The organism is Hymenobacter baengnokdamensis (assembly GCF_008728635.1).
Classification (GTDB): domain Bacteria; phylum Bacteroidota; class Bacteroidia; order Cytophagales; family Hymenobacteraceae; genus Hymenobacter; species Hymenobacter baengnokdamensis.
On record NZ_CP044285.1, the window covers coordinates 4265474 to 4286722 of the forward strand.

The 21249-nt window shown below is 60.7% G+C and carries 15 protein-coding genes and 1 tRNA gene; 7 read left to right on the plus strand and 9 right to left on the minus strand.

All coding sequences use genetic code 11. From position 1 onward, the window contains the following. The first annotated feature begins 9 nt into the window (after positions 1 to 9). Both F6X24_RS18185 and F6X24_RS18190 read left to right on the plus strand, forming a co-directional pair. Complete coding sequence (locus tag F6X24_RS18185) at positions 10 to 1227, plus strand: hypothetical protein (protein ID WP_151089343.1); 1218 nt, start codon at positions 10 to 12, stop codon at positions 1225 to 1227. Beyond that, positions 1228 to 2277, plus strand: a complete 1050-nt coding sequence (locus tag F6X24_RS18190) for a hypothetical protein (RefSeq protein ID WP_151089344.1) — start codon at positions 1228 to 1230, stop codon at positions 2275 to 2277. On the opposite strand, the gene F6X24_RS18195 is transcribed toward F6X24_RS18190, so the two are convergent. The 3 genes from F6X24_RS18195 to F6X24_RS18205 all read right to left on the minus strand — a co-directional run bounded on the left by F6X24_RS18195 (position 2181) and on the right by F6X24_RS18205 (position 7127). Then, positions 2181 to 3800 carry a hypothetical protein gene (locus tag F6X24_RS18195; RefSeq protein WP_151089345.1) on the minus strand — a complete coding sequence of 540 codons (1620 nt, stop codon included), beginning with the start codon at positions 3798 to 3800 and terminating at the stop codon, positions 2181 to 2183. The two genes, F6X24_RS18190 and F6X24_RS18195, sit on opposite strands and share 97 nt — an antisense overlap. 88 nt (positions 3801 to 3888) lie before the next feature. Next, positions 3889 to 5184, minus strand: coding sequence for a rod shape-determining protein RodA (gene rodA, locus F6X24_RS18200; protein ID WP_151089346.1), 1296 nt, complete (start codon positions 5182 to 5184; stop codon positions 3889 to 3891). Between the two features lie 104 nt (positions 5185 to 5288). After that, positions 5289 to 7127 carry a penicillin-binding transpeptidase domain-containing protein gene (locus F6X24_RS18205; protein ID WP_151089347.1) on the minus strand — a complete coding sequence of 613 codons (1839 nt, stop codon included), beginning with the start codon at positions 7125 to 7127 and terminating at the stop codon, positions 5289 to 5291. A 106-nt stretch (positions 7128 to 7233) separates the two neighbouring features. On the opposite strand from F6X24_RS18205, the gene F6X24_RS18210 reads away from it, so the two are divergent. From F6X24_RS18210 to F6X24_RS18220, 3 genes are read left to right on the plus strand one after another with little or no spacing between them, the layout of a single operon-like run. Continuing rightward, entirely contained in the window at positions 7234 to 8244 is a 1011-nt protein-coding gene (locus F6X24_RS18210; protein ID WP_229725227.1) for a glycosyltransferase family 2 protein, read from the plus strand. Positions 8245 to 8250: 6 nt separating this feature from the next. Beyond that, positions 8251 to 8631, plus strand: a complete 381-nt coding sequence (locus F6X24_RS18215) for a four helix bundle protein (protein ID WP_151089348.1) — start codon at positions 8251 to 8253, stop codon at positions 8629 to 8631. Next, positions 8628 to 9521: a carbohydrate deacetylase gene (locus tag F6X24_RS18220; protein ID WP_151089349.1), complete on the plus strand. Its 894-nt coding sequence runs from the start codon at positions 8628 to 8630 to the stop codon at positions 9519 to 9521. Before F6X24_RS18215 ends, F6X24_RS18220 begins: the two co-directional genes overlap by 4 nt. A 15-nt stretch (positions 9522 to 9536) precedes the next feature. Here F6X24_RS18220 and F6X24_RS18225 read toward each other — a convergent pair whose 3' ends face one another. Both F6X24_RS18225 and F6X24_RS18230 read right to left on the minus strand, forming a co-directional pair. Beyond that, positions 9537 to 10424, minus strand: coding sequence for a lysylphosphatidylglycerol synthase transmembrane domain-containing protein (locus F6X24_RS18225; protein WP_151089350.1), 888 nt, complete (start codon positions 10422 to 10424; stop codon positions 9537 to 9539). Beyond that, positions 10421 to 12034, minus strand: a complete 1614-nt coding sequence (locus F6X24_RS18230) for an ArnT family glycosyltransferase (RefSeq protein ID WP_151089351.1) — start codon at positions 12032 to 12034, stop codon at positions 10421 to 10423. The genes F6X24_RS18225 and F6X24_RS18230 overlap by 4 nt, the downstream gene beginning before the upstream one ends. A 151-nt stretch (positions 12035 to 12185) precedes the next feature. Here F6X24_RS18230 and F6X24_RS18235 point away from each other — a divergent pair, with 151 nt between their 5' ends. Continuing rightward, positions 12186 to 12629 (plus strand): Fur family transcriptional regulator, encoded by a 444-nt coding sequence (locus F6X24_RS18235; protein ID WP_151089352.1) that lies wholly within the window; start codon positions 12186 to 12188, stop codon positions 12627 to 12629. Between the two features lie 160 nt (positions 12630 to 12789). Then, positions 12790 to 13203: an EamA family transporter gene (locus tag F6X24_RS18240; protein WP_151089353.1), complete on the plus strand. Its 414-nt coding sequence runs from the start codon at positions 12790 to 12792 to the stop codon at positions 13201 to 13203. Positions 13204 to 13235: 32 nt separating this feature from the next. Here the strand turns inward: F6X24_RS18240 and F6X24_RS18245 are convergent, their stop codons facing one another. From F6X24_RS18245 to F6X24_RS18260, 4 genes are all read right to left on the minus strand, one after another. Further along, positions 13236 to 13679 (minus strand): DUF4890 domain-containing protein, encoded by a 444-nt coding sequence (locus F6X24_RS18245; protein WP_151089354.1) that lies wholly within the window; start codon positions 13677 to 13679, stop codon positions 13236 to 13238. A gap of 150 nt (positions 13680 to 13829) precedes the next feature. Next, a tRNA-Ala gene (locus tag F6X24_RS18250) sits at positions 13830 to 13903 on the minus strand. Between the two features lie 177 nt (positions 13904 to 14080). Next, positions 14081 to 17281 (minus strand): TonB-dependent receptor, encoded by a 3201-nt coding sequence (locus F6X24_RS18255; protein WP_151089355.1) that lies wholly within the window; start codon positions 17279 to 17281, stop codon positions 14081 to 14083. Positions 17282 to 17609: 328 nt separating this feature from the next. After that, complete coding sequence (locus tag F6X24_RS18260) at positions 17610 to 21128, minus strand: TonB-dependent receptor (protein ID WP_151089356.1); 3519 nt, start codon at positions 21126 to 21128, stop codon at positions 17610 to 17612. Positions 21129 to 21249: the final 121 nt, after the last annotated feature.

The following is a 21249-nucleotide window of genomic DNA, read 5'->3' on the forward strand; positions in this document are numbered from 1 at the left end:
GCACATGCTATGCAGGACAAATATAGCCTCGCCAAGTGCGAGCAGTACGGCCGCCGGCTGGCTACCCGGCTCAGCCAGCAGTTTTTTGGTACCCAGCCCGAGGCTACCCTTGATGGCCCGGCGCTGCTCAAATTTACACCCGTGCGGCAGGTCAACCTGCTGGTGCTGCGCCAGCTACTGGGCCGCTGGCAGCAGGAAGCCAATGCCTTACGCAGCCCTTATTTCAACTTTGAGGCCGAGCCGGTACGGGCGGCGCTGGGGCAGTTTATGAACGTGCTTTCGCGGCATATCCGCCTCAACCGGGCAGCCCTGGAGCCGTTGCTGGCGCAGGCCATCAGCGATACGCTGGTGCTGGCTACCGACCCGGCGACCGCCTTCGAGCGCCTGGTACTGCCACCGGCCGGCCCCGATGCGGAGGAGGCCATTCCCCTGGCTTACCTGCGCGACCACCTGCGCTACCTGGACCGCGCCAAAACATTCTTTGAGGGCTTTGTGAACAGTCTGCCCCCCAGCAATGCGCCGCTCAGCCGCGAGTTTTTGCGCCAGCGCTTCGACTTGTACCTCACGGCTAATGCCAAAGCCTTGCCCGCCCTTTCGCAGCTCGTGACGGAACTCAGCGCCCTGCTGCCGCTTACCGAGGCCGACCTCTGGGGCGATGGTCCGGCCAAGCCGGCCCCGGCGCCTGCCGGAGCCCAGCCAGCCCCGGTACCCGCCGCTCCTTTCAGCGCTGCTCCGCCAGCTCCCGCCAGAGTTAGCCCCGCAGCGCAGCCGGCCCCGCCGGCCGTGGCAGCACCGCCGGTAGCAGCCCCAGCACCCACCGCTGCTGAACCTGTGCCCCCCGTATCGCTGGCCAATGCAGCCTCCGCAGAAACCCCACTTTATGCCAAGCTCAAAGCAACTCAGCCCAGCACGCCGCACCTGGCCGATACGCTGCGCGAGGCGGCCCACGCCGGCGCTGCCCCCCTGGCCGAGCGGGGGGCGCCCAAGGTAGTAAGCCTGCGGGAGGCCATTTCTATCAACCAGCGCTTCAGCTTTATCAATGAGCTGTTTAATGGCGAGAATATGGAGTACCATGCGGCCATTCAGCACCTCGATACCCTGCCCGATGCAGATGCGGCCCTCGCCTACGTGCGCCAGGAGCTGGCCAGCCGCCACGACTGGAGCCGCAAGGAAGAGCACGTGGGCAAGCTGCTCAAGCTGATTGAGCGCAAGTTTGCCGGAGCCTAAATGCCGCTGCTGACCGCAACCCGGGCCCGGCGCTGGCTGCTGCCGTGGGCCCTGGCGCTGGGAGTGCTGCTGAATGCAGCTTATCCGATGTATCGGCACTACGACTTCTCGCACTCGCTCGACACGCGCAGCTACCTGCGCCTGGCCAGCGGGCGCTTCGATAGCGTGAACGTGACGCGGCGCTACCGGGTACTGGTGCCGGTAGCAGCAGGCCTGCTGGCCCGGCCCCTGGCACTACTCGGCGACCCGCCCAGCTCGCCCCGGCCGGCCGGCGAATGGCCCCTGCGCCTGGCTTTCTACTTGCTTAATTCTCTGCTGGTGGGAGCGGCGGGGGCCTGCTTTTTCCGGAGCGCCCGCCTGGCGGGGGCCGCGCCCGTGACCGCGGCCCTGGCCCTGGGGCTGGTGCTGAGTAGCCGCTGGACTGCCTACATGGCCGGCCTGCCGCTCACCGACAGCCTCTACTTACTGGTTTTTGGCCTGAGCTACTATGCTTACCGTCGGGGGCCGGGGGCGGGCTGGGCGGTGGCCGTCGCGCTGCTGGTGGGGCCGCTGGCCAAGGAATCTTTCGTTTTTCTGCTGCCGTGGCTGCTATGGTTCGGCCGCGGGGCGCTGAGCTGGCGGGGGCAGGCGGCGGCCCTGGCGCTGGGGCTGCTGGCGCTGGCAGCCGTGCACTGGTGGGTAGATAAAGCGGCGGGCGCGCCGGCAGCAGCATCTGTCAGCAACGCCTTTTCACACGTTGAGAACCTCTGGTTTTCGCTGCGAAAAGTAGCCTCGCTGAAAGGCATAGCCGAGATTTTCAGTATCTGGGGCTTGTTTTGGCTGCCGGTAGCGGCGGCCCTGATGCGGCCCGATGGCCGGCGGGCACTTGCCCCGCTGCTCGGCTGGCCCGAGGCCGGCCTGGCGCTCATTGTATTGCTACACATGGCCCTCTCGGGCGACCTCGGGCGGATGGGCTACCTGTTTTCGCCGGTTTTTACGGCGGCGCTGGCGTTGGCCGGTAGCTGGCTGGGGCGCGTTTGCGGGGCGGCCGGACCCAGCCGCGTGAGGTAGTACGGGCCGAAGAACGTTGCAATAGAATCGACGCGCCGGGCGGCAAAGCCGCTCAGCGTCTGGGTTGCTCCGTCGCCCTGGGTAAGCTGCGCACGGTCGAGCGGCCGGTAGCCGCCCAGCGCATCGGTGTACACTACCTCGCCCGCAGCCAGCCGCGCCGCCAGCCAAAGCCGAAACGCCTTATCGGGGCGCACGGGCAGCCCGACAATGCGCGGGGCGCTGTCGGCCCGCCCGGTATAATACTGCAGCTGGTTGCGCAGCAGGTTAGGGTCGCGCAGCAAAAACCACGCGGCCGGCTGGCGCAGCACGCGCAGGCGCAGCGCGGGCCCGGCTCCTGTGTAAACGAGGCGATGGGCCGGAAGCAAGGCGAAAGCCAGGTTCCAGCTCAACAGCGCAGTGCCCACGGCTGCTACCCGGCGCGGGGCCCAGGCTCGCAGCCGCCCGCCGGCCATGGCTATTGCCGCCAGGGCCGGCAGCATGACCATAAACTCGGCATTGCCGGCCGCCTGGGCCGCAAAGCCCAGGTGCAGCCCCCCAATCAGGGCGTGCGTGCGCCGGATGCCACGGGCGGGGCTAGGGCTGCCTGGGTGGGGAAGCGCCCGCACCCCGTACCAGCCCAGGACACCATATACAATTAACCCTATACTTGCCAAACCAGTTAGCCCCAGCCCTACCGGCCAGTGGGCCAGCAGCGGCCCCATGTTGCCGTGTACCTGGCCCACCGTCCGTGCCACGCTAATCCCTGTAAGCAGCAGGCTACGCCCGCCCAGCTCCACGCGGGCGCTACCGGTCAGGTAGTCGTGCAGGGCAAAGCGCACTATGCCGGCCACGCCGCTGGCCGGGGCCGCCAGCCCATACGCAACAGGCACTACCAGGGCCGGCAGCCCATACACCAGCCCCAGGCGCACACCAGCATGCCCCTGCCAGGGCCGCAGCCCCAGCAGCAAGCCCAGCCACCACCACACCATCAGCTGGTGCACGAGGCAGGCCAGCGCCGCCAGCAGCCCGGCCAGCCCCAGCCAGCGCCAACTGGCCACCAGGGTATCGCTGGCCCGCGCCCAGGCTAGGCTGGCCAGCAGCGCCAGTAACAGCGGGAGTATGTACGTCTCATTTTCGGTAGCGAAGCGCAGCATTCCGAAACAGCTGCCTACCAGCAATAGCCAGGCCGGGATGGCGGCACCGGGCGCGCCGGCCCGCGCCAGCAGCCGGGCCAGCACCAGCAGGCAGGCGCCGGCCGCCAGGGCGTTCAGCATTTGCAGCCAGGTGATGGCCAGCTCGCCGGCCGGCGCGGCTCCGCTGGCTCCTACCAGCTGCAGCCACCGCCAGCCGATGGCATTGTAGAGCAGGTGGTGGGGCTGCCAAAGCTCCTGCCCCCAGCGCGAGCAGGCCGCGTAGTACCACGCGTCGCCGGTGGGGTTGCGGGTGGGTAGGGCCAGGCAGACAGCAGTCAGCAGGCCAGCGACAGCTATGCTGGGCCACGTGCGGCCGGTACGTAAGCGAAAAGCGGTTAGGCGATGCTGCATGAAGCCCACAAGCTACGTGCTGGACGCTAATGGGCAGGCGTTGCGCCGGGCTTCGGTGGTACTTACCCAACTGACAAATTACTGCGTCCTAGCGCTCCAAATCCTGCTTGCGGTGGGCATCGAGCGCCAGCAGGGCAAAGAGCAGGATGGTGAACGACCACAGCGACGAGCCCCCGTAGCTGAAAAACGGCAGCGGAATACCTACCACTGGCATCAGGCCCATTGTCATGCCCAGGTTCACGGTAAAGTGCACAAACAGGATGCTGGCCGCGCAGTAGCCGTAGGTGCGCCCAAACACCGACTTCTGGCGCTCGGCCACCCACAAGATTCGCCAGAGCAGGGTAAGGTAGAGGGCAATAACGACCAGGCAGCCGGTCCAGCCCCACTCCTCCCCCACGGTGCAGAAAATGAAATCGGTGCTTTGCTCGGGCACGAAATCGAACTTGGTTTGGGTGCCTTTCAGGAATCCTTTACCAAACCAGCCACCCGAGCCGAGCGCAATTTTGCTTTGCGTCACGTTCCAGCCTTTGCCCAGGGGGTCTTTGCCGGGGTCAATAAGCATCTCGATGCGCTGGCGCTGGTGGGGCTGCAATACATGGTTGAAGAAAAAATCGACCCCGAATACCATGCCGATAACCAGCGCCCAGGCCCCTAGACTCAGCGGCAGATGGTGGCGCCACAGCCGCGAATTCAGCAAAAACGCTATACCCAGCACCAGGGTAAAGCCGCCCACCAGCCACACCTTGGGCACCAGCAGCGCCAGCAGTAGTATAATGCCGCCCGCCGCCAGCAGCAGCAGAATAAGCGGCGACATGCCTTCCCGGAAATAAGCCAGCAGCAGGGCCGCAAACACCAGCGACTGCCCGGTTTCGTTGGAAGCCAGGATGAGCGCCACCGGTAGCAGCGTGAGGCCGGCCAGCACGGCCTGGTCGCGCCAGTTCTGGTTGCGCAGGTTAATACCGGCCATAAAGCGCGAGGCCGCCAGCGCAGTCGTAAACTTGGCAAACTCGGCCGGCTGCAGGCGCACCGGCCCAAACTCCAGCCACGAGCGCGAGCCCGCAATGGGCCGTGCCACCACCAGCGTCACAAGCAACAGCACTATCATGCCGCCGTAGAGTACGTAGGCCAGCGCGTCGTAGGCCTTGTAGTCGACTACCAGCAGAATCACGATGAGCACGGCCGCCGTACCCATCCAGATAAGCTGCTTAAACCAGTTGAAGGCCATCAGCTCCGAAAAGCTGAGCGAGGAGAGCGGACTAGCCGGCGCATCGGGCGAGTAGCTGGCCGCGTACACAGCCCCCCAGCCCAGCCCCACCAGCAGCAGGTAAATGAGCAGCAGCGGCCAGTCGATGCTGCGCGAAGAACGGGTGGTAACGGGAGACATGTAAGAAACTTTCGGCAAAGGTCGGGAGAAGTAGCGCAGCGCCACCCCGCGTAGCGCTTGCAGCCTGGGCAATGCCCGGTAGCCAGCGGCTTTACAACCAGCCGCTAATGCCGGTGAGTGGGCGCTGTGCCGTACATCACCCAGTCTTCCCAGCGCTTGCGGTTGGGAGCTACTTTGCCGCGCAGGTAGCGCTCCATCATCAGGCCGGCGGCGGGCGCGGCGAAGGTGCCGCCAAAACCCGCGTTCTCGATGAAAACGGCAATGGCGATTTTGGGGTCGTTGGCGGGAGCGAAGGCGGCAAACGTCGAGTGGTCCTCGCCGTGCGCGTTCTGCACGGTGCCGGTTTTGCCAGCCACCGAAATGCCGTACTGCGCCAGGCTGGCAAATGAGCCGGTGCCGCCGCGCCCGTCTACTACTTCCTGCATCCCCGGAATAACGTATTTGAAAAGCGTGGTATCGACGGCCGTGTAGTGGCGCTGCCGAAACTCGGGCAGCGGCTGGCCGCTGCTGCCCACGGCCCGCACAAAATGCGGGGAGTAGTAGTAGCCCCGATTGGCAATGGTGGCCAGCACATTGGCCATTTGCAGGCCCGTAATACCTATTTCGCCCTGCCCGATGCTGAGCGAGTACACCGTTTTGAAATTCCAGTGGTGAAAGCCGCGCAGCTTGTCGTAAAAATCGGGCGACGGGATGAGGCCGCGCTTCTCGTGGCCCATATCCACGCCCAGCTTTTCGCCCAGGCCGAAGGTTTTGACCATTTTCTGCCACTGGCCCAGGCCCAGGCGGGCATCCTCAAACTTGTTGGGCGATTGCCCACGCACCACGGCTGCCCGCATCACCTGGTAGAAATACGGGTTGCAGCTGTTTTTAATGGCAATGTTGACGTTGGCCGGGTACTCGTGGCGGTGGGTGCAGCGCACCAGGCGCTGGTCGCAGGGAAAGCCGGTGCCGGGCGTAACGACCCCCATTTGCAGGGCCACCAACTCGTTTACCAGCTTAAATACCGAGCCGGGCGGGAAGGTAGCCATCAGCGGGCGGTCGAAAAGCGGGCGGTCGGGGTTGCGCAGCAAATCCATGTAGCGGTTGCCCATCCCCTTGCCGGTCAGCATCTGGGGCTCGTAGTGCGGGGCCGACACAAAGCTGAGAATCTCGCCGGTTTTGGGGTCGATGGCCACTATCCAGCCGCGCCGGCCGGCCAGCAGCTTTTCGCCGTAGGCCTGCAGGCCGGCGTCGATGCTCAGGTGCAAGTCCTGCCCGGCCTGCGAGAGCGTGTCAAACTCGCCCCCGCGAAACGGCCCTTTGTCGATGCCGCGCACGTTTACCAGCCGGTACTGCACGCCGCGCCGGCCCATCAGAATAGGCTCGTAATACGATTCCAGACCCGAGATACCCACGTTTTCGCCCGGCGAATAGTGCGCGTACTTGGGCATTTCGAGCAGCTTGGGCGTAATGGAGCCCACGTAGCCCAGCGCGTGGGCCAGGTTTTGGGTGCGGTAGGCGCGGGCCATGCGGGCCTGCACCCGAAAGCCGGGAAAGTCAATCAGGTTATCCTGAATAGCGGCCAGCTCGGGCGTGCTCAGGTTTTGAATCAGGGGCGAGGGGCGCACCCGCGAGTAGGCGCGGGCCGCCTGCAAGCCCAGGCGCAGGTCTTCGAGGGGCAGCTGCATCACCTGGCAAAACTTGGCCGAGTCGAGGTGCTTCACTTCGCGGGGCACCACCATCAGGTCGTACACCGGCGTATTGGTAACCAGCAGCGAGTCGTGCCGGTCGTAGATGAGGCCCCGGTACGGCACCTGCACCTGCCGCTGAAGCGTATTGCGGTCGGCCGCCGTTTTGTAGGAGTCGTCGAGCACTTGCAGGTAAAACAGCCGGCTCACGAACAGCAGACCCACCAGGGTAAATATTGCCAGCACCACGTAGCGCCGGCCTTCCAGGTATTGCATACAGTAAAGTTACGCCCGGAAGTAGCGTAGCCTCTGCGAGTCCGCGCGTAGTACGCTACCCGAACGTGCGGACTCGCAGAGTCCACGCTACTTTCGGCCAGTACCTTTGTGGTTTAGCCCCCTGCTCATGCCGCCGCTCGCTACTCCTACTGCCAACACCGCCTTTACGGGTTTCATATCGGTCGTCGCGCCGCTCTACAACGAAGCCGACACGGTGGCCCAGCTCGTGAGCCGCGTGGGCGCCGTGATGCAGCAGCATGGCTACGACTACGAGCTGATACTGGTGAACGACGGCAGCACCGACCGCAGCTGGGCCGTGATGCAGGAGCTGGCCGCCTACGACCGCCACCTGGTGGCCATTGACCTAGCCGGCAACTACGGCCAGACGCTGAGCCTGCGCGCCGGCTTTGCCCAGGCGCGGGGCGAGGTTATTATTGCCATGGACGGCGACCTGCAGCACGACCCGGCCTACATTCCGCAGTTTATCAGCCTCATCAACGAGGGCTACGACATGGTGGGCGGCGCCAAGGCCAAGCGGCCCGAGGGGCCGATTGCCACGGCGCTGGCCACCACGGCGCACGGCATTATCCGGCGCTTGTCGGGGGTGCAGCTGCGCTATTTCGGGGCTACCTATAAGGCGTATCGCAGCTACCTGGTAAAGAACGTGGAGATGCTCGGCGATGCGCACCGCTTTCTGGGCGCGCTGGTGGCGCGCAAAAACCTACGCTACTGCGAGTTTCCGATTGAGATTCACGAGCGGCAGTTCGGGCAGAGCAACTACAAGATTAGCAAGCTCTTCTACGTTATTCTCGACCTGTTTATCCTGCGCTTTTTTATTGTGCACTCGCGCAAGCCGTTCCGCCTGTTTGGGCTGGCCGGGCTGCTGAGCTTGTTTACCGGCGGCATACTGGCGGGTCAATTTCTCATCCGCTCAATATTCTTTAAACTGAATATTGAGGCTACTTACCCGCTTGAGTTCATTTTCAGCCTCTTCCTGATAATGGCCGGTATTTTCCTGCTTTGTTTCGGCGTGCTGGCCGAGATTGGGATGTACAATTACTACTCGCGCCGCACGCGCACGCCTTATGTGGTGCGACAACTTGTGGGTAATAAGTAATGGGTAATGATAAACGAAGCAAAGGCAGCTTCATTGACTTGGAACGAGGCGTTTCGGCAGCGCACCCAGGCGGCCGCATTGCGAGTTATTAAGCTCTATCAGCAGTTGCCGCGATGGGGCGAAGCCGAAACGCTAGGCAAGCAGCTGTTGCGGGCTGCTACGTCGGTAGCGGCCAATTATCGGGCTTCCTGCCGCGCCCGCTCGTCCTGCGAGTACTACGCCAAGCGCTGCATCTGCGTAGAGGAAGCCGATGAAACCCAGTTCTGGCTGGAGTTGCTGGGGCAAGCCGGCATTTTTCCGAAAGTACGGCTAAGTGATTTGGAGCAGGAATACGCCGCCATTACGGCCATCCTCACCACCGCCCGCAAACTCGCAAAGCAGTTATGAGCACAATTAGTGATGAGCCGCGGCCAATAGATAGTGTTGTTCACCCAACCAGAACAGCATTACCCATTACCCATTACCCACTGCCCATTAAAAAAAAGCTTATCATCAACTGCGATGACTATGGCTGGGACGCGCCAGCTACCCAGGCCATTCTGGAGTTGGGCACCGCCGGGCAGGTAAGCAGCACCACGGTGATGGCCAACTTTGCCACCGACGCCGAGCTACGGGCGCTGCAAAAGCTGGTTTCTCCTTCTTTTTCGGTAGGCCTGCACCTTACCCTGAATGCCGGCCACCCGCTAAGCGCTGCCTCGAAAGTATCGTCTTTAACAGATATTGACGGGCAGTTTTATTCGTCCAGCCAGCTGTGGCTGCGTTTTTTGCGCGGTCAGGTGCGGCCTCAGGAGCTTAAAACCGAAGTAGCTGCCCAGCTCCGCCGGCTGGCGGCCGCCGGGCTGGCACCCACCCACGCCGATAGCCACCAGCACCTGCACCAATATCCATTGCTGGGGCCGGCGCTGCTCGCTATTCTGCGCGAGCTGGGCGTGCGCCGGGTGCGCCGGCTCACGGCGGCGGGCCGCTTCGATGCGCGCGGACTGGTACTGCAAGCCTTTGCGCTCAGCAGCCGGCCTGCCCTGCGGGGCTTTGCCACGCCGGGCGCATTGGTGAGTACGTTTTCAACCGAGCCGGCCAGTGCCGACGGCTTTCGGCGAGGCGTGGCGGCGGCTTTCCGGCACGCCGACGTAGTGGAGTTTATGAGCCATCCCGGCCTGAGCGAGCGGCCCGGCTCGCCGCTGATGCGAGTGCCGGAATATGAGTTCTGGCGCGGGGGCCAGCTGCGCGAACTACTGCGCGAGCTGGGCGGTGAGCTGGTGAGCTACGCGGCAGTGTAAAGCAAACGCGCTGGCCTACGCTACCCGGCGCTCGACCCGCACCAGCGCTCCCACCAGCGATACTACCGCCGTAATTACGTAGAACAGCACACTTACGCTTACGGCCACCGGCACGCTCAGGGCAAACAGCTTGGCGCCGTATAGAAATGTCAACTCCCTAGCTCCTAGCCCACCAACTGTGAGCGGCAGCACCGCCGCGATACTCGACGCCAGAAATACCAGCAGATACGGCAATACCGGCCCGCCGGCGGCGCCCAGCGCCGCCAGCAGGGCCCAGGCGCAAAGCACCTGTGCTCCCTGCACGCCCAGCGCCTGCCACGAGGTGCGCCCAAAAGCCGAGCGAAACTCGCCAAATCCCCAGCGGCCCAGGCCGTAGCTGACGCCCAGGCCCAGCGGCACCAGCGCCAGGGCGCCGGCCCGCCACCAGCCGGGGTAGTCGGTGGCCGCAAACAGCCCCAACAGCAGCACCAGCAGCGCCACCATGCCGCTTAGCCGGTCGAGCAGCAGGGCCCGGAAGATGAGGGCCCGTCGGCCCGGAAACTCCTTGCCCAGCAGGTACACCTTGTAGCCATCGCCGCCAATACCGCCGGGCAGAAACAGGTTGTAAAACATACCCAGCCAATAGAGGCGCAGGTTGTAGCGCTCGGTAAGCTGAATACCAACGGCCCGGAAAAAGGTATTGAGCCGCACCGAGGAAATCAGCTTTGAGAGCGTGAACAGCCCCGTGGCCAGCCCCAGCCAGCCCGGCCGGGCGTAGCGCAGGGTGCGGCCCAGCGCGGGCAGGTCGAGGTGACGGGCCACCAGCCAGAGCGCCCCGGCCATGAAGGCCAGCTTCACGACCAGCAGCACGTAGCGGCGCCAGGCCGGTATGGGCGCGTTCGGGGTTTCGTCGGTAGCCCTCATGGCTGCTGAAACTCCACCAGCACGAACAGGATGCCGTCGTCAATCCGGAACCGGTCAAGCGTGCGATAATGCATTCCGCGCAGCTGGCGCTCGTCGGCCAGGTACAGGGTATGCGGGCGCAGCGGCAGCGGGGCAATCGTCAGGGTTTCGCCCCGCTCCCGCGCTATGTAAAAGGCCTCCACATTGTCGAGCGGCCAGCCGCTGGGGTACAGCACCAGGGGCCGGCCTTTGGTTTCACGCCCAACCCGAATGGCGGCCGTGCGGTACGGTACCTCGGAGGAAGTCTGCATACGGGCCGGAAAAATAAAAATATCGAAGGCCAGGCGTAGTATCAGCAGGTAATACGCCAGTACGAGCAGGCGGTAGTCGGCCAGGCGCCAGAACAGGTAAGCGCCGGCCCCCAGCGCCGCGCACATTGCTACCGCCCAGGCCCATACGCCCGGCACTACCCGCGTAAGCGACACGAAAGGCGTCACCAACGGAGCCAGGGCGCTCACAGTGAGCAATCCCAGCAATAGCCCATCGAGCCAGCGCGTGGGGAGCGTACCCACCGGCTGATACTGCGCATACAACGCAATTACTACGGTGAGGCCCAGCGGCACCAGCATAAACAGGTAGCGCGGAATGGTAGCCGGCGACAGCCAGTACACCGGTAAGATGGCCAGAAACAGCAGCGCGTTGTAGCGCAAAAATGGCTGGGCCATTACCAGCCGGCGCGCTCCCGGCACCAGCAGGCACCCCACCAGTAGCGACCAGGGCAGAAAGTGCTTGATGAAGTCGAACGGAAACAGCAGCACGTACTGAACAGACTCGGCCAGCGGCTGGGCCGCTACCGTGCGCTGGCTCGACTGCGACCAGAGCGTAGCCAGGGCCACTTCGAGCGAATTGTGTTTACTATATATAAAAAAATACGAGCCCAGAATAAGTAGCATCACCAGCACGCCCAGCACGTGCTGCCAGCCAAACAAGCGCCGCCACTGGCGGGTATCCAGAAAATAAACCAGCAGGGCCAGGCCCTGGAACACAACCGAAGGCAGCCCTTTCAGCAGAAAGCCGACTGCGGTAAGCGCGTAAGTAAGCACAAAGAGCCGCACCCACTGCTTGCGTTGCCCCAGGTACCACACGGCCATGAAGCCCAGCCACGTCAGGCAGGCGTGCCAGAGGTCGATAAGCCCCAGAAACGAATCGTAGAAGAGGACCCGGCCCGTAGTAGCAAAAGCCAGCGCTACCGTAAAGGCCAGCCGGCTGCCCAGCTGCGGGCGCAATACCCGCCACAGGGCGGTAGTATACAGCAGCAGCGCCGCAATGGTAGGCAGGCGCAGTATCCACTCATCCTGCCGGCCCGTGAGGCGAAACAGGGCCACCAGCAGCCAGTTGAACAGCGGCGGCTTGTTATAATAAGGCAGGCCTTGCAGCGTGGGCGCAAAAAACTTGCCCGAGTAATGCATTTCGAGCGCCACCAGTGCCCGGATGGGCTCATCGACGAGCAGCGGCTGCCAACCCAGGTGCACCAGCAGCGCCGGCAAAGCCAGTAGCAACGTAAAGACTACCACCCACCCCGGATGCTGGCTGAGGAAGGTAATTAGACGGCGAGCTAACGATTCTACCACAAGTTTGGTTAGGTTGGTCGGGAGCAGCCCCCCAAGGGCCGCCACCCGATAGGCCGGCCCTTGGCGGCGCAGGCCCGGCAAAGGTACGGCTGCCTCCGGCGCGGGGCAGTTTGCGTTGGCCAAGGCTCCTATCTTTTCGTAAGTTTGGCTTATGTCGTCTCCCACCCCTGCTACCTTCCCCGACCGCCTCACCCAGACGCTGCTACGCCACGGCCTGCGTCAGACGCCCGTGCGCCGCGCCGTGCTGGCCGCCCTCACCGGTAAAGGCTATGCCCTTACCGGTGCCGAGATTGAGCAGGAAATAGGGGCTGATACCGACCGCATTACGCTCTACCGCACCCTCAAGAGCTTCGAGCAGCAGGGGCTCATTCACCGCGTTATCGACGATACCGACGTGCTGCGCTACGCCGCCTGCTCCATCGAGTGCTCAGCCGACGCGCACTTCGACAACCACGTGCATTTTAAGTGCGGAGTGTGCAGCCACACGTATTGCCTGAGCCAGGTCGCCATTCCGGCCGTGCAGCTGCCCGGTGGGTTTCAGGCGCAGCGGCGCGACTTTCTGCTTTCCGGCACCTGCCAGTTTTGCCAGAGCTGATTAGGCAGCCTCACTGAGTAGCCAGTTCTTGCCAGCCGGAGACCTGCACTGTAATTACGCAAAAATGTCCTTTCCGGCAGCGCCTGCGTAGAGAGTAGCCTGCGGAAAGCGGGGCAGCCAGCCGCGCCGAAAACTGCTCACTGTTAATTGTTAACTGCTAATGTGGTGGACCTACGCCCTGCTATCCGCCGTATTTGCGGCCCTCACTGCTGTACTGGCCAAGGTTGGTATTAAAGGGGTCAGCTCCGATTTAGCCACCGCTATCCGCACGGTGGTTATCCTGATAGTGGCCTGGGGCATCGTATTTTTCAAAGATAATCCTGCCGATATATTCACGCTTCAGCCCCGCACCTGGCTGTTTCTGGTGCTCTCGGGTATTGCCACGGGGCTGTCGTGGCTGTGCTACTTCCGGGCCTTGCAGCTAGGCAAAGTATCGCAGGTAACCCCGGTCGATAAGCTAAGCGTGGCGCTGGCTATTGCGCTTTCCGTGGTCTTTTTGGGCGAAACCCTGACGCTGAAAGCCGCGCTGGGCGCGGGCCTCATCATTGGGGGCACTTTGGTGCTCATCCTCTGAGGAGGCCCGTCCCAGCGCGGCCGGTATGCAAGCTACTGATTTGTAGCCGGAGCGGCTGGAGATGATTTAGCAGCCCGGTGCTTACCACCCTGCGATGCGTATTGCGCAAACTGCGCCGGGGTCAGAATGCCCTGCAACGCGGCCTTAAACTCCTGCGCATTGGCTTGCAGGGCCGTATTCTTTTCCTTATTGCTGGTGGTGCCATTCTGAATGGCATCTATTTTCTGGTCGCGCGTCAGAGCGGCGGCCCGAACTTTGGCCGTGGTTGCGGCATCAAGGTTCAGCTGCCGGGCCAGCTCCTGGCTCATTTTATCGGCGCGCTGCTCGGGTGCCGCGGCGTGGTAAGCGGTGGAGCGGCTGGCGGTGGCAGGGGCCGAGGCTGGAGCCGCTGGTGCCTGCTGTGCCTGTGCACCAGTAGAGAGAGTCAACCCAGCTAGCAACAGCGAAAAAGCGCCGATACGAAAGGAAGTAGTCATGAGTGAAAGAAGTTGGTAGAAGCCGTAAAACTGCTGCTGCCAGCTGAACGTCTAATGAAGTATATCCTTGGCAGGATGCCACCTCAGAACTGCCACAACGAAAAAGGCACCTGCCAGCAATGCTCGCAGGTGCCTTTCAGCAAACGGATGTGGAGAATATCGGAGTCGAACCGATGACCTCTTGCATGCCATGCAAGCGCTCTAGCCAGCTGAGCTAATCCCCCGTTTTAGGGCTTTACCACTGCGCCGGTTGCGCTTTGGTTGTGCAAAAGTACGCTGGCTTTTGGCTTGTGCAAGTCCCTGAGTCAATATTCTTCACAACTAACGCAAAATCAGGCGCAAAAAAAAGGACGGGAGAATCTCCCGCCCTTTTTCAGCACCTTTCACAATTACCCGAGTACTTAGTTGAAGCTGTAGCGTATGCCCAGCTGCCCCTGCCAGCGCGAGCCAAACGACGCAAAATCGTAGGAGCGGCCGCTGTTGCCATAGGCCGAGGGCAGCGAGAAGGTGGGCTGCGCATTCACGTTGGTCGATTCTACTTTCAGCAGCTCTACGGCATTGTTAGACACCACATACTGACGGCCCCAGTTGTTGTTAAGCAGATTGCCCAGGTTGAAGATATCGAACGTGATTTGCAGGCTGTTGCGCTTGCCGCCGGCCGTAAAGAAAATGTCCTGGGCTACGCGCAGGTCAACTTCGTGCGTCCAGGGCAGGCGGGCGCCGAAGCGCTCCACTACCTGCCCGCGGTGGCTGCTCAGGTAAGGGTCGTTCTGGATAAATGCTTCGAGCTGGTTCTGGACCGTAGTCAGGTCGCGGTTTTCGGTGGCCACGAGGCGGATTTGGTTGGGGTCGCGCACGTCGGTTGGCACGTACAGCAGGTCGTTGCCCGTGTTGCCGTCACGGTTGAGGTCGGTGCTCTGGCCGTAGATGTACGTCAGCGGCTGGCCCGACAGCCCTTCGTAGAACATCGTAATAGTAGTGCCAAGCTTGTTGTTAGCATAGCGGAAGTTGTAGCCCGTACTCGCGATAACGCGGTGGCGCTGGTCGTTGCGCGAGTAGCCCAGCTCGGGGCTATTGGGGTCATACGCCACCTGGTTGAAAGCGTAGTTCGACGAGGCCGTGCTGCTCGTGCCGCTGTTCACCTCTTTTGATACGCCGTAGGTGTAGGCGGCTGTAGTGTTCAGGCCATTCAGGAAGCGCTTCTGAAGCTGGAAAGTGGCGTTGTAGCGATAGCCCTGGTTGGTATTGTCGAGCAGGTAAACGTTGGTATAGTTCGGGTTAACCCGGCGCAGGGCCGTAGTAGCCGCATATATCGGACGCTGGTCGGGGCCGGCCAGGCGACCTACCGGAGCCGTCAGGTTAATATCCTTATAATATATATCGTTAATGGTCTTGGAATAGATTCCTTCCACGGTGGCGACTACATCACCCGGCAGGCGGAAGTCGGCCGCCAGGTTTGAGCGCCATACCTGGGGCAGCTTAAAGTTGTCGCTTACTAAGTTTATCTGGCTGGTAAGCACCTGGGTATAAGAAGTCGCAATCTTGGCAGGGTCAATCTGCACCGGCAGCGTAGTGCCAGTGGCCGCCGTCTGGTTTACCGAGCCCTGCACCAGGCCGCTGTTGGTATAGCTGTTCGAAATCCACACGAAGGGCACGCGGCCTGAGAAAATACCCGAACCACCGCGCAGCTGAATTTTGGTATCATTGTTTACGTCCCAGTTAAAGCCCAGGCGGGGCGAGTAGAGAACCTGGCCGTTAGGCGTATTGCTGGTTTTGTACTGGCTGCCGAAACCGGCATTGAAGGTGCCGTTGGCGGCTTTCGAGCCCTCAGTTACGCCGGCGTTGTAGCCCGGCTTGTCCACAAACACGGGTACGTCGATACGCATACCCAGCGTCAGGCGCAGGTTTTCGACGGGGGTGTACTCGTCCTGCGCATAGAAGCCAAGCTGCGCCGCCTTGAAGCTTGCTTCCCCATTATTGGCCGTAGGGTAGCTCGACTGAACCTGGGTAGCCTTGCCGGCCTGAAAGTTGGCCAGCGAAGAGAACGTGTAGTAGCCGGCCCCATTGTTAAGGAACAGGTTGCGGAATTTGAAGCCCTCGTTGTGGGTTCCCACCGTAAAGGTGTGCTTGCCAATGGCTTTGGTCAGGTTATCGGTAATCTCAATAATGTCCTGGTCGAGCTGGTTAGCTACGGAGCTGCGCTCCTGCCCCAGGCTATAGGTAACGCCACCCTCCGAAATCTGATAAGCGGGGCCGGGGGCGCCTACTACATCGCGCGAATCACGGATGGCGCTATAGCTTAAAATAAGCTTGTTGGAAAAGCCACCCGCGAAGCGACTATTGAGCTCGGCAACGGTACTGTTTTGCAGGTTGCTGAAGCGGTAGGCGTTGTTGCTGAAGCGGACGTTGGTACCCGTGCGGGTGATGTTGTCGTCAAACGCCTTTACGAAGTTATGACGCAGCGTCAGGGTGTTATTCTCCGAGAGGTTGAAGTCGAGGCGGGCAAAAATCTTATTGCTTTCGGTGAGGCGCGTGATATCGCCTACCGTGCCGGGGTCGTAGCCACCATAGAAGCCGCCGCTGGCAGTAGGCAGCAGGGCCGCCGCCCGAATAGCGTTGATAACGCTAACGCTGGCGCGTGAGTCGGCGCCCCCCGGCAGGTAGCCCAGGGGCGTATTAACGCGCTGTATCTCCGCATTCAGAAAGAAGAATACTTTGTCTTTCACCAAAGACCCTCCCACGCGGAAGCCCGTCTGGTAGTTATAGAACTTATCTGCCTTGGAGCCATCGGTTACGCTCTTTCCCACCGTGTTCTGGTTGCGCCCAAAGCCGTAGATGGAAGCCGACAAATCGTTGGAGCCCGAGCGGGTAACAGCGTTTACCCCGGCCCCGGTAAAGTTGCCCATTGTAACGTCGTAAGGGGCCAGCACCACCTGAATCTGGTCGATGGCATCGAGGGCGATAGGGTTGGTGCCCGCCTGCCCGCCGGGCGTGCCGGAAGAAGCCAGCCCGAATACGTCGTTGTTCACGGCGCCATCAATGGTAATGTTGTTGTAGCGGTTGTTGGCACCGCCAAATGATGAGCTGCCGCCACCGCCAGCCTGCGGGGTAAGGCGCGTGAAGTCGGTGAGCGAGCGGCTCAACGTGGGTAGCTGACTTATCTGCTCGCGGCTTACGTTGGTCTCGGCCCCGGTACGGCCGGCATTGATGACCGGGTCGCGGCGGGTAGTGATAGTTACTTCGCCGAGCTCCGTAGTCGAGGTGCTCATGGGCGCATCAATACGCTTGTTTTCGCCCAGCGACAGAATAATGCCCGTTTTCACCACATCCTGATAGCCTACGAATGTTACTCTAACCGTGTACGGCCCGCCAACGCGCATACCCTGAATGTTGTAGCGGCCATCAGCATTGGTACCCACGCCGTACTGCGTGTTGGTCGGCGTATGAACAGCCAGCACGGTGGCCCCTGGCAGCGGCTCGCCTTTCGCATCGGTTACCGCCCCGCTAAGGGAGGCCGTGGTGGCTCCCTGCCCCCAGCCCAAACGGGCCGTAAACAGCAAAAACAGGAGCAGCGTGAAGTGGCGTAAAGGTAGATTTCTCATAAAATGAAAAAGGTAAAAGGCTCACAGGTGCCAATATGCCACAAAGTTAAGCCGCATCAATACCTTTTTTCATCATACCTACATCTAAACCCGCCTTAACGTGAACTAATTATGAGGAATGCTCACATTAAATTCATAATTATTATTCACGTAATCTGATGGTTAGGCACCCCGAATTTTTTATGAGTTTAGGCTTTTGTTTAGGGCGTTTTTTGGGAAGACATGAGCATTTTATGAAGCGAGTGGCAGCAGCCACAAAAAAGCGGGGCAGGAATTGCTTCCTGCCCCGCTTCCGGGTAGCCAAACTGGCTGGTCGCCAGCGGCCTGACTAGTTGAAGATATAGCGCAGACCTAGCTGAATCTGCCAGCGCGACGAGATGCTGCCCGTGTTGGCACGGTAGGTATCTGTCAGGACAGTGCCCGTGGGTGAGCTGGCCGAAGGGTTAGCGTAGTAACCATAGGAGAATATCGGCTGGTTTTGAGCGTTATACCCCACGAAGTTCAGCGGGTTGGTCTTGTACGTAGTAGGGAAAGCACCCCAGTTGCGGTTCAGCAGGTTGCCAATGTTGAAAACGTCAACGCTAAACTGCAAGGTGTTGCGGTTTTCACCAATATTGGTGAAAATATCCTGAATCATCTTCACGTCGATGCGGTGCTGCCACGGATAGACTGCGCCATTGCGCTCGGCATACTGGCCGCGGTGCTTGCTCAGGTAAGGGTCCTGGTTGATGAAGTTGTTCAGGTCGGTCCACTGCTGCTGCGCGCTGTACACCACGGCAGTCCCGTTGACAGTCGTCGAGATTGGAGCCAGGTTAATCTCGCTCTGGTTGAGCGGAATATACATCAGGTCGTTGTTGGTCACGCCATCGCCGTTCATGTCGCCGTTGTACACGTACGAGAAGCGGCCGGTAGGCTCACCGTCGTAGAACATGGAGAAGGTCGTAGCCAGGTGGCTGAGGTACTCATGCCGATACGAAAGCGAAGCAATCACGCGGTGCTGGGTCAGCCACTGCGAGTAGCTCAGCACGTTGGCGTTCGGGTCGCCCGATACCTGGCGGGCGCTCCAGTTGGAGTAAGCCACCGACGAGTTACCGTCGTTTACCGAGCGCGAGTCAGAATAGGTGTAGGCTAAGCTGGCGAAAAGCCCGTTGCTGAAGCTCTTGCTCAGCTGGCCGGTGATGGAGTACGAGTAGCCCAGGCTGGTGTTAGTCAGCAGCTCAGCATCCGTAATTACCGGGGTAGCTATCGTGGGCGTCGAGGGGTTATAGATTCGGTTGTACTTCGTGGTGGTAGTCAATCCGGTCGAAGGATTGGTGGTATAGAAAATCGGCCGCTGGTCGCCCGTATTGGTGCCAACCGGGGCAGCCCGGTTTGTCGTAACCGGCAAGTCAACGTTCTGGATATACATCGCGTTGATGTCCTTCGTGTACAGACCTTCGACAGTGGCTACTACACCGCCCGGCAATACCTGGTCAACGGCAAAGTTAGAGCGCCATACCTGCGGAAACTTAAAGCTTTTGTCCGTTACTGCCAGGCTATACGACGTGCTGCCGCCACCAGCTGCAGGCCGGTAAGCATTTACATCGGGGTTAAAGGTATAGGGAACCCGCACGCCGACCGAGTTAACATAGGTAGCGCCTGCAGTGCCTGAGCCCGATACGTCAATTGAGTTGAACTGCACCCCGTTGTTGCCGGCCTGGTTGGAAATCCATACAAACGGCACCCGGCCCGTAAAAATGCCGGTGCCACCGCGTACCTGGGTTTTCTTATCGTCGTTCACATCCCAGTTGAAGCCAATACGGGGCGAGAACAGCAGCTTACGCGCTGGCAGCTGGCTGGTGCTGAACTGCACACCATTGCGGAAGGTCAGGGCACCGGGGCCGGCACCATTGCCCTCAGTAGCAGCGCCGGATACGGTGGGGTTGCGGTCGATGTCAGAGAAGATAATCGGAATATCGCCGCGCAGACCCAAGGTTAGTTTCAGGTTGCTCGTTGGCGTATACTCATCCTGTACGTAGAAACCCAGCTGCGCTGCTTTCGTCACGGCATAAGGGAAGCCAGCCTGAGTTGAGTATTGCAGGGCATAGCGGGCAGCACCAACCGGCGAGCCGGTGTAAGGAGCGCCAACCTGGTGACTGTTACGGTCATACGTGTAGCCAGCCGAAGCATAGAAGTCTTCCAGCGAGTTGTACTGATACGTACCGTAGTAGTTTGGCGCGTAACCGTTCGAGAACTTGTACAGCTCATCGTAGGTACCCAGCGTTACGCTGTGCTTGCCCAGGAAAGCGGTGAAGTTATCGCCAAACTGGTAGATATCCGAGTTCAGCACGTTGTAGGCCGAGTACAGTTCCGAGCCAAAGGTCGTCAGGCTATTGAGGCCCGAACGCACACCCGTTGTAGTGCTGGTAGACGGCGTAAGGCCTACCTGGTTTCCGATATCCACCATCGGGAAGGGGCTGCCCCCGGCCGGATACTCGCGGTAATCGCGGTTGCCAATGTAGCCCGCGGTCACGTTGTTCGAGTATTTGCCACCGCCCAGCGTACTGTTCAGCTCGGCAATAATCGAGTTCAGGTTGTTATTGATAGTATAGTACGAAGAGAAGAATGGCAGGCCGTAGGCCGTTTCGGCGCGCGAGCCACCAATGCTACCCCCCGATGAGCTGGGATTAATATCGGCGTAAGACTTCAGGTAGTTATACTTGATATTGAAGTGGTTGTTATTGTTGATGTTCCAGTCCAGCTTAGCCGTGGCCTTGTAGCTGTTTGAGCGCAGGCTGTAATTCTCGTAAGCGCCGGGGTTATAGCCGTACTGCTTCATCAAAAAAGCGCTCAGCGCATCCAAATCAGCCGCATTGGCCTGCGAGGTTTGCGGGCCGGACGTCACATTGGCGCGGGTAGCCGTGTAGTTACCGGAGGGCGGGTCCGTGCGCTTCTCCTGCTCGAAGTTTACGAAGAAGAACAGCTTGTCCTTCACGATAGGACCACCCAGGCGGAAGCCTATGTTGTTCAGGTTAAAATTGGGATAAGCTGCCTGGTAGCTGCCGACGTTCTGTCCTACAAAGTTCTGGTTACGATAATAATCATAAACCGAAGCCGAAAATTTGTTGGTACCCGAGCGGGTTACGGCGTTGATGCCGGCGCCGGTAAACGAGCCCTGGCGCACATCGTACGGAGCCAGGCTCACCTGAATCTGGTCGATAGCGTCGAGCGAAACCGGCTGGGCGCTGGCCTGGCCGCCAATGGTCGACGACAAGCCGAAGGCGTTATTAAAGATAGCCCCGTCGATGGTCAGGTTGTTGTAGAGGTTGTTGCGGCCGGCAAAGCTCTGGGTGTTGGTGCCGCTACCCTGAGGAGTCAAACGGGTAAAGTCGTTGAATGAGCGGTTGATGGTTGGCAGGCGCTCAATCTGCTGGCGCTGCACCGTGGTAGCTGCTCCCGTGCGGTCGGCATTGATAATCGGGTTCTGGCTACCCGTTACCGTTACTTCAGCCAGCTGCGTAGTGCTTTCACCCAGCTTGGCATCGAGGCGGAAGTTTTCGGCCAGCGTCAGGTTGATACCGGTGCGGGTAAAATCCTGAAAGCCTACAAACGTAACCTTCACGGTATACGGGCCACCCACTCGCATATTCTGGATGTTGAAACGGCCATCAGCGTTGGTTGGCGACACGTACTGCGTGTTGGTAGGCGTGTGCACGGCAATTACGGTTGCACCGGGCAACACCTGCCCTTTGGCATCGGTAATAGTGCCGCTCATAGCGGCCGTAGTGGCACCCTGGCTCCAGCCAAGCTGAGCTGTCAACAGCAACAATGCCAACAGCAGCGTCTGTCGTAAGTAGTGAAGCTTCATAAGAAGAATTAAAAATGGAAGGAAAGCTAGCTGGTCTGCCGGCAAAATTACTTCCTATCCTTCAGACTTACACATTATGCTCATGTTAAAAATCTGAAGATAAATTGATTAGTTCATCTTA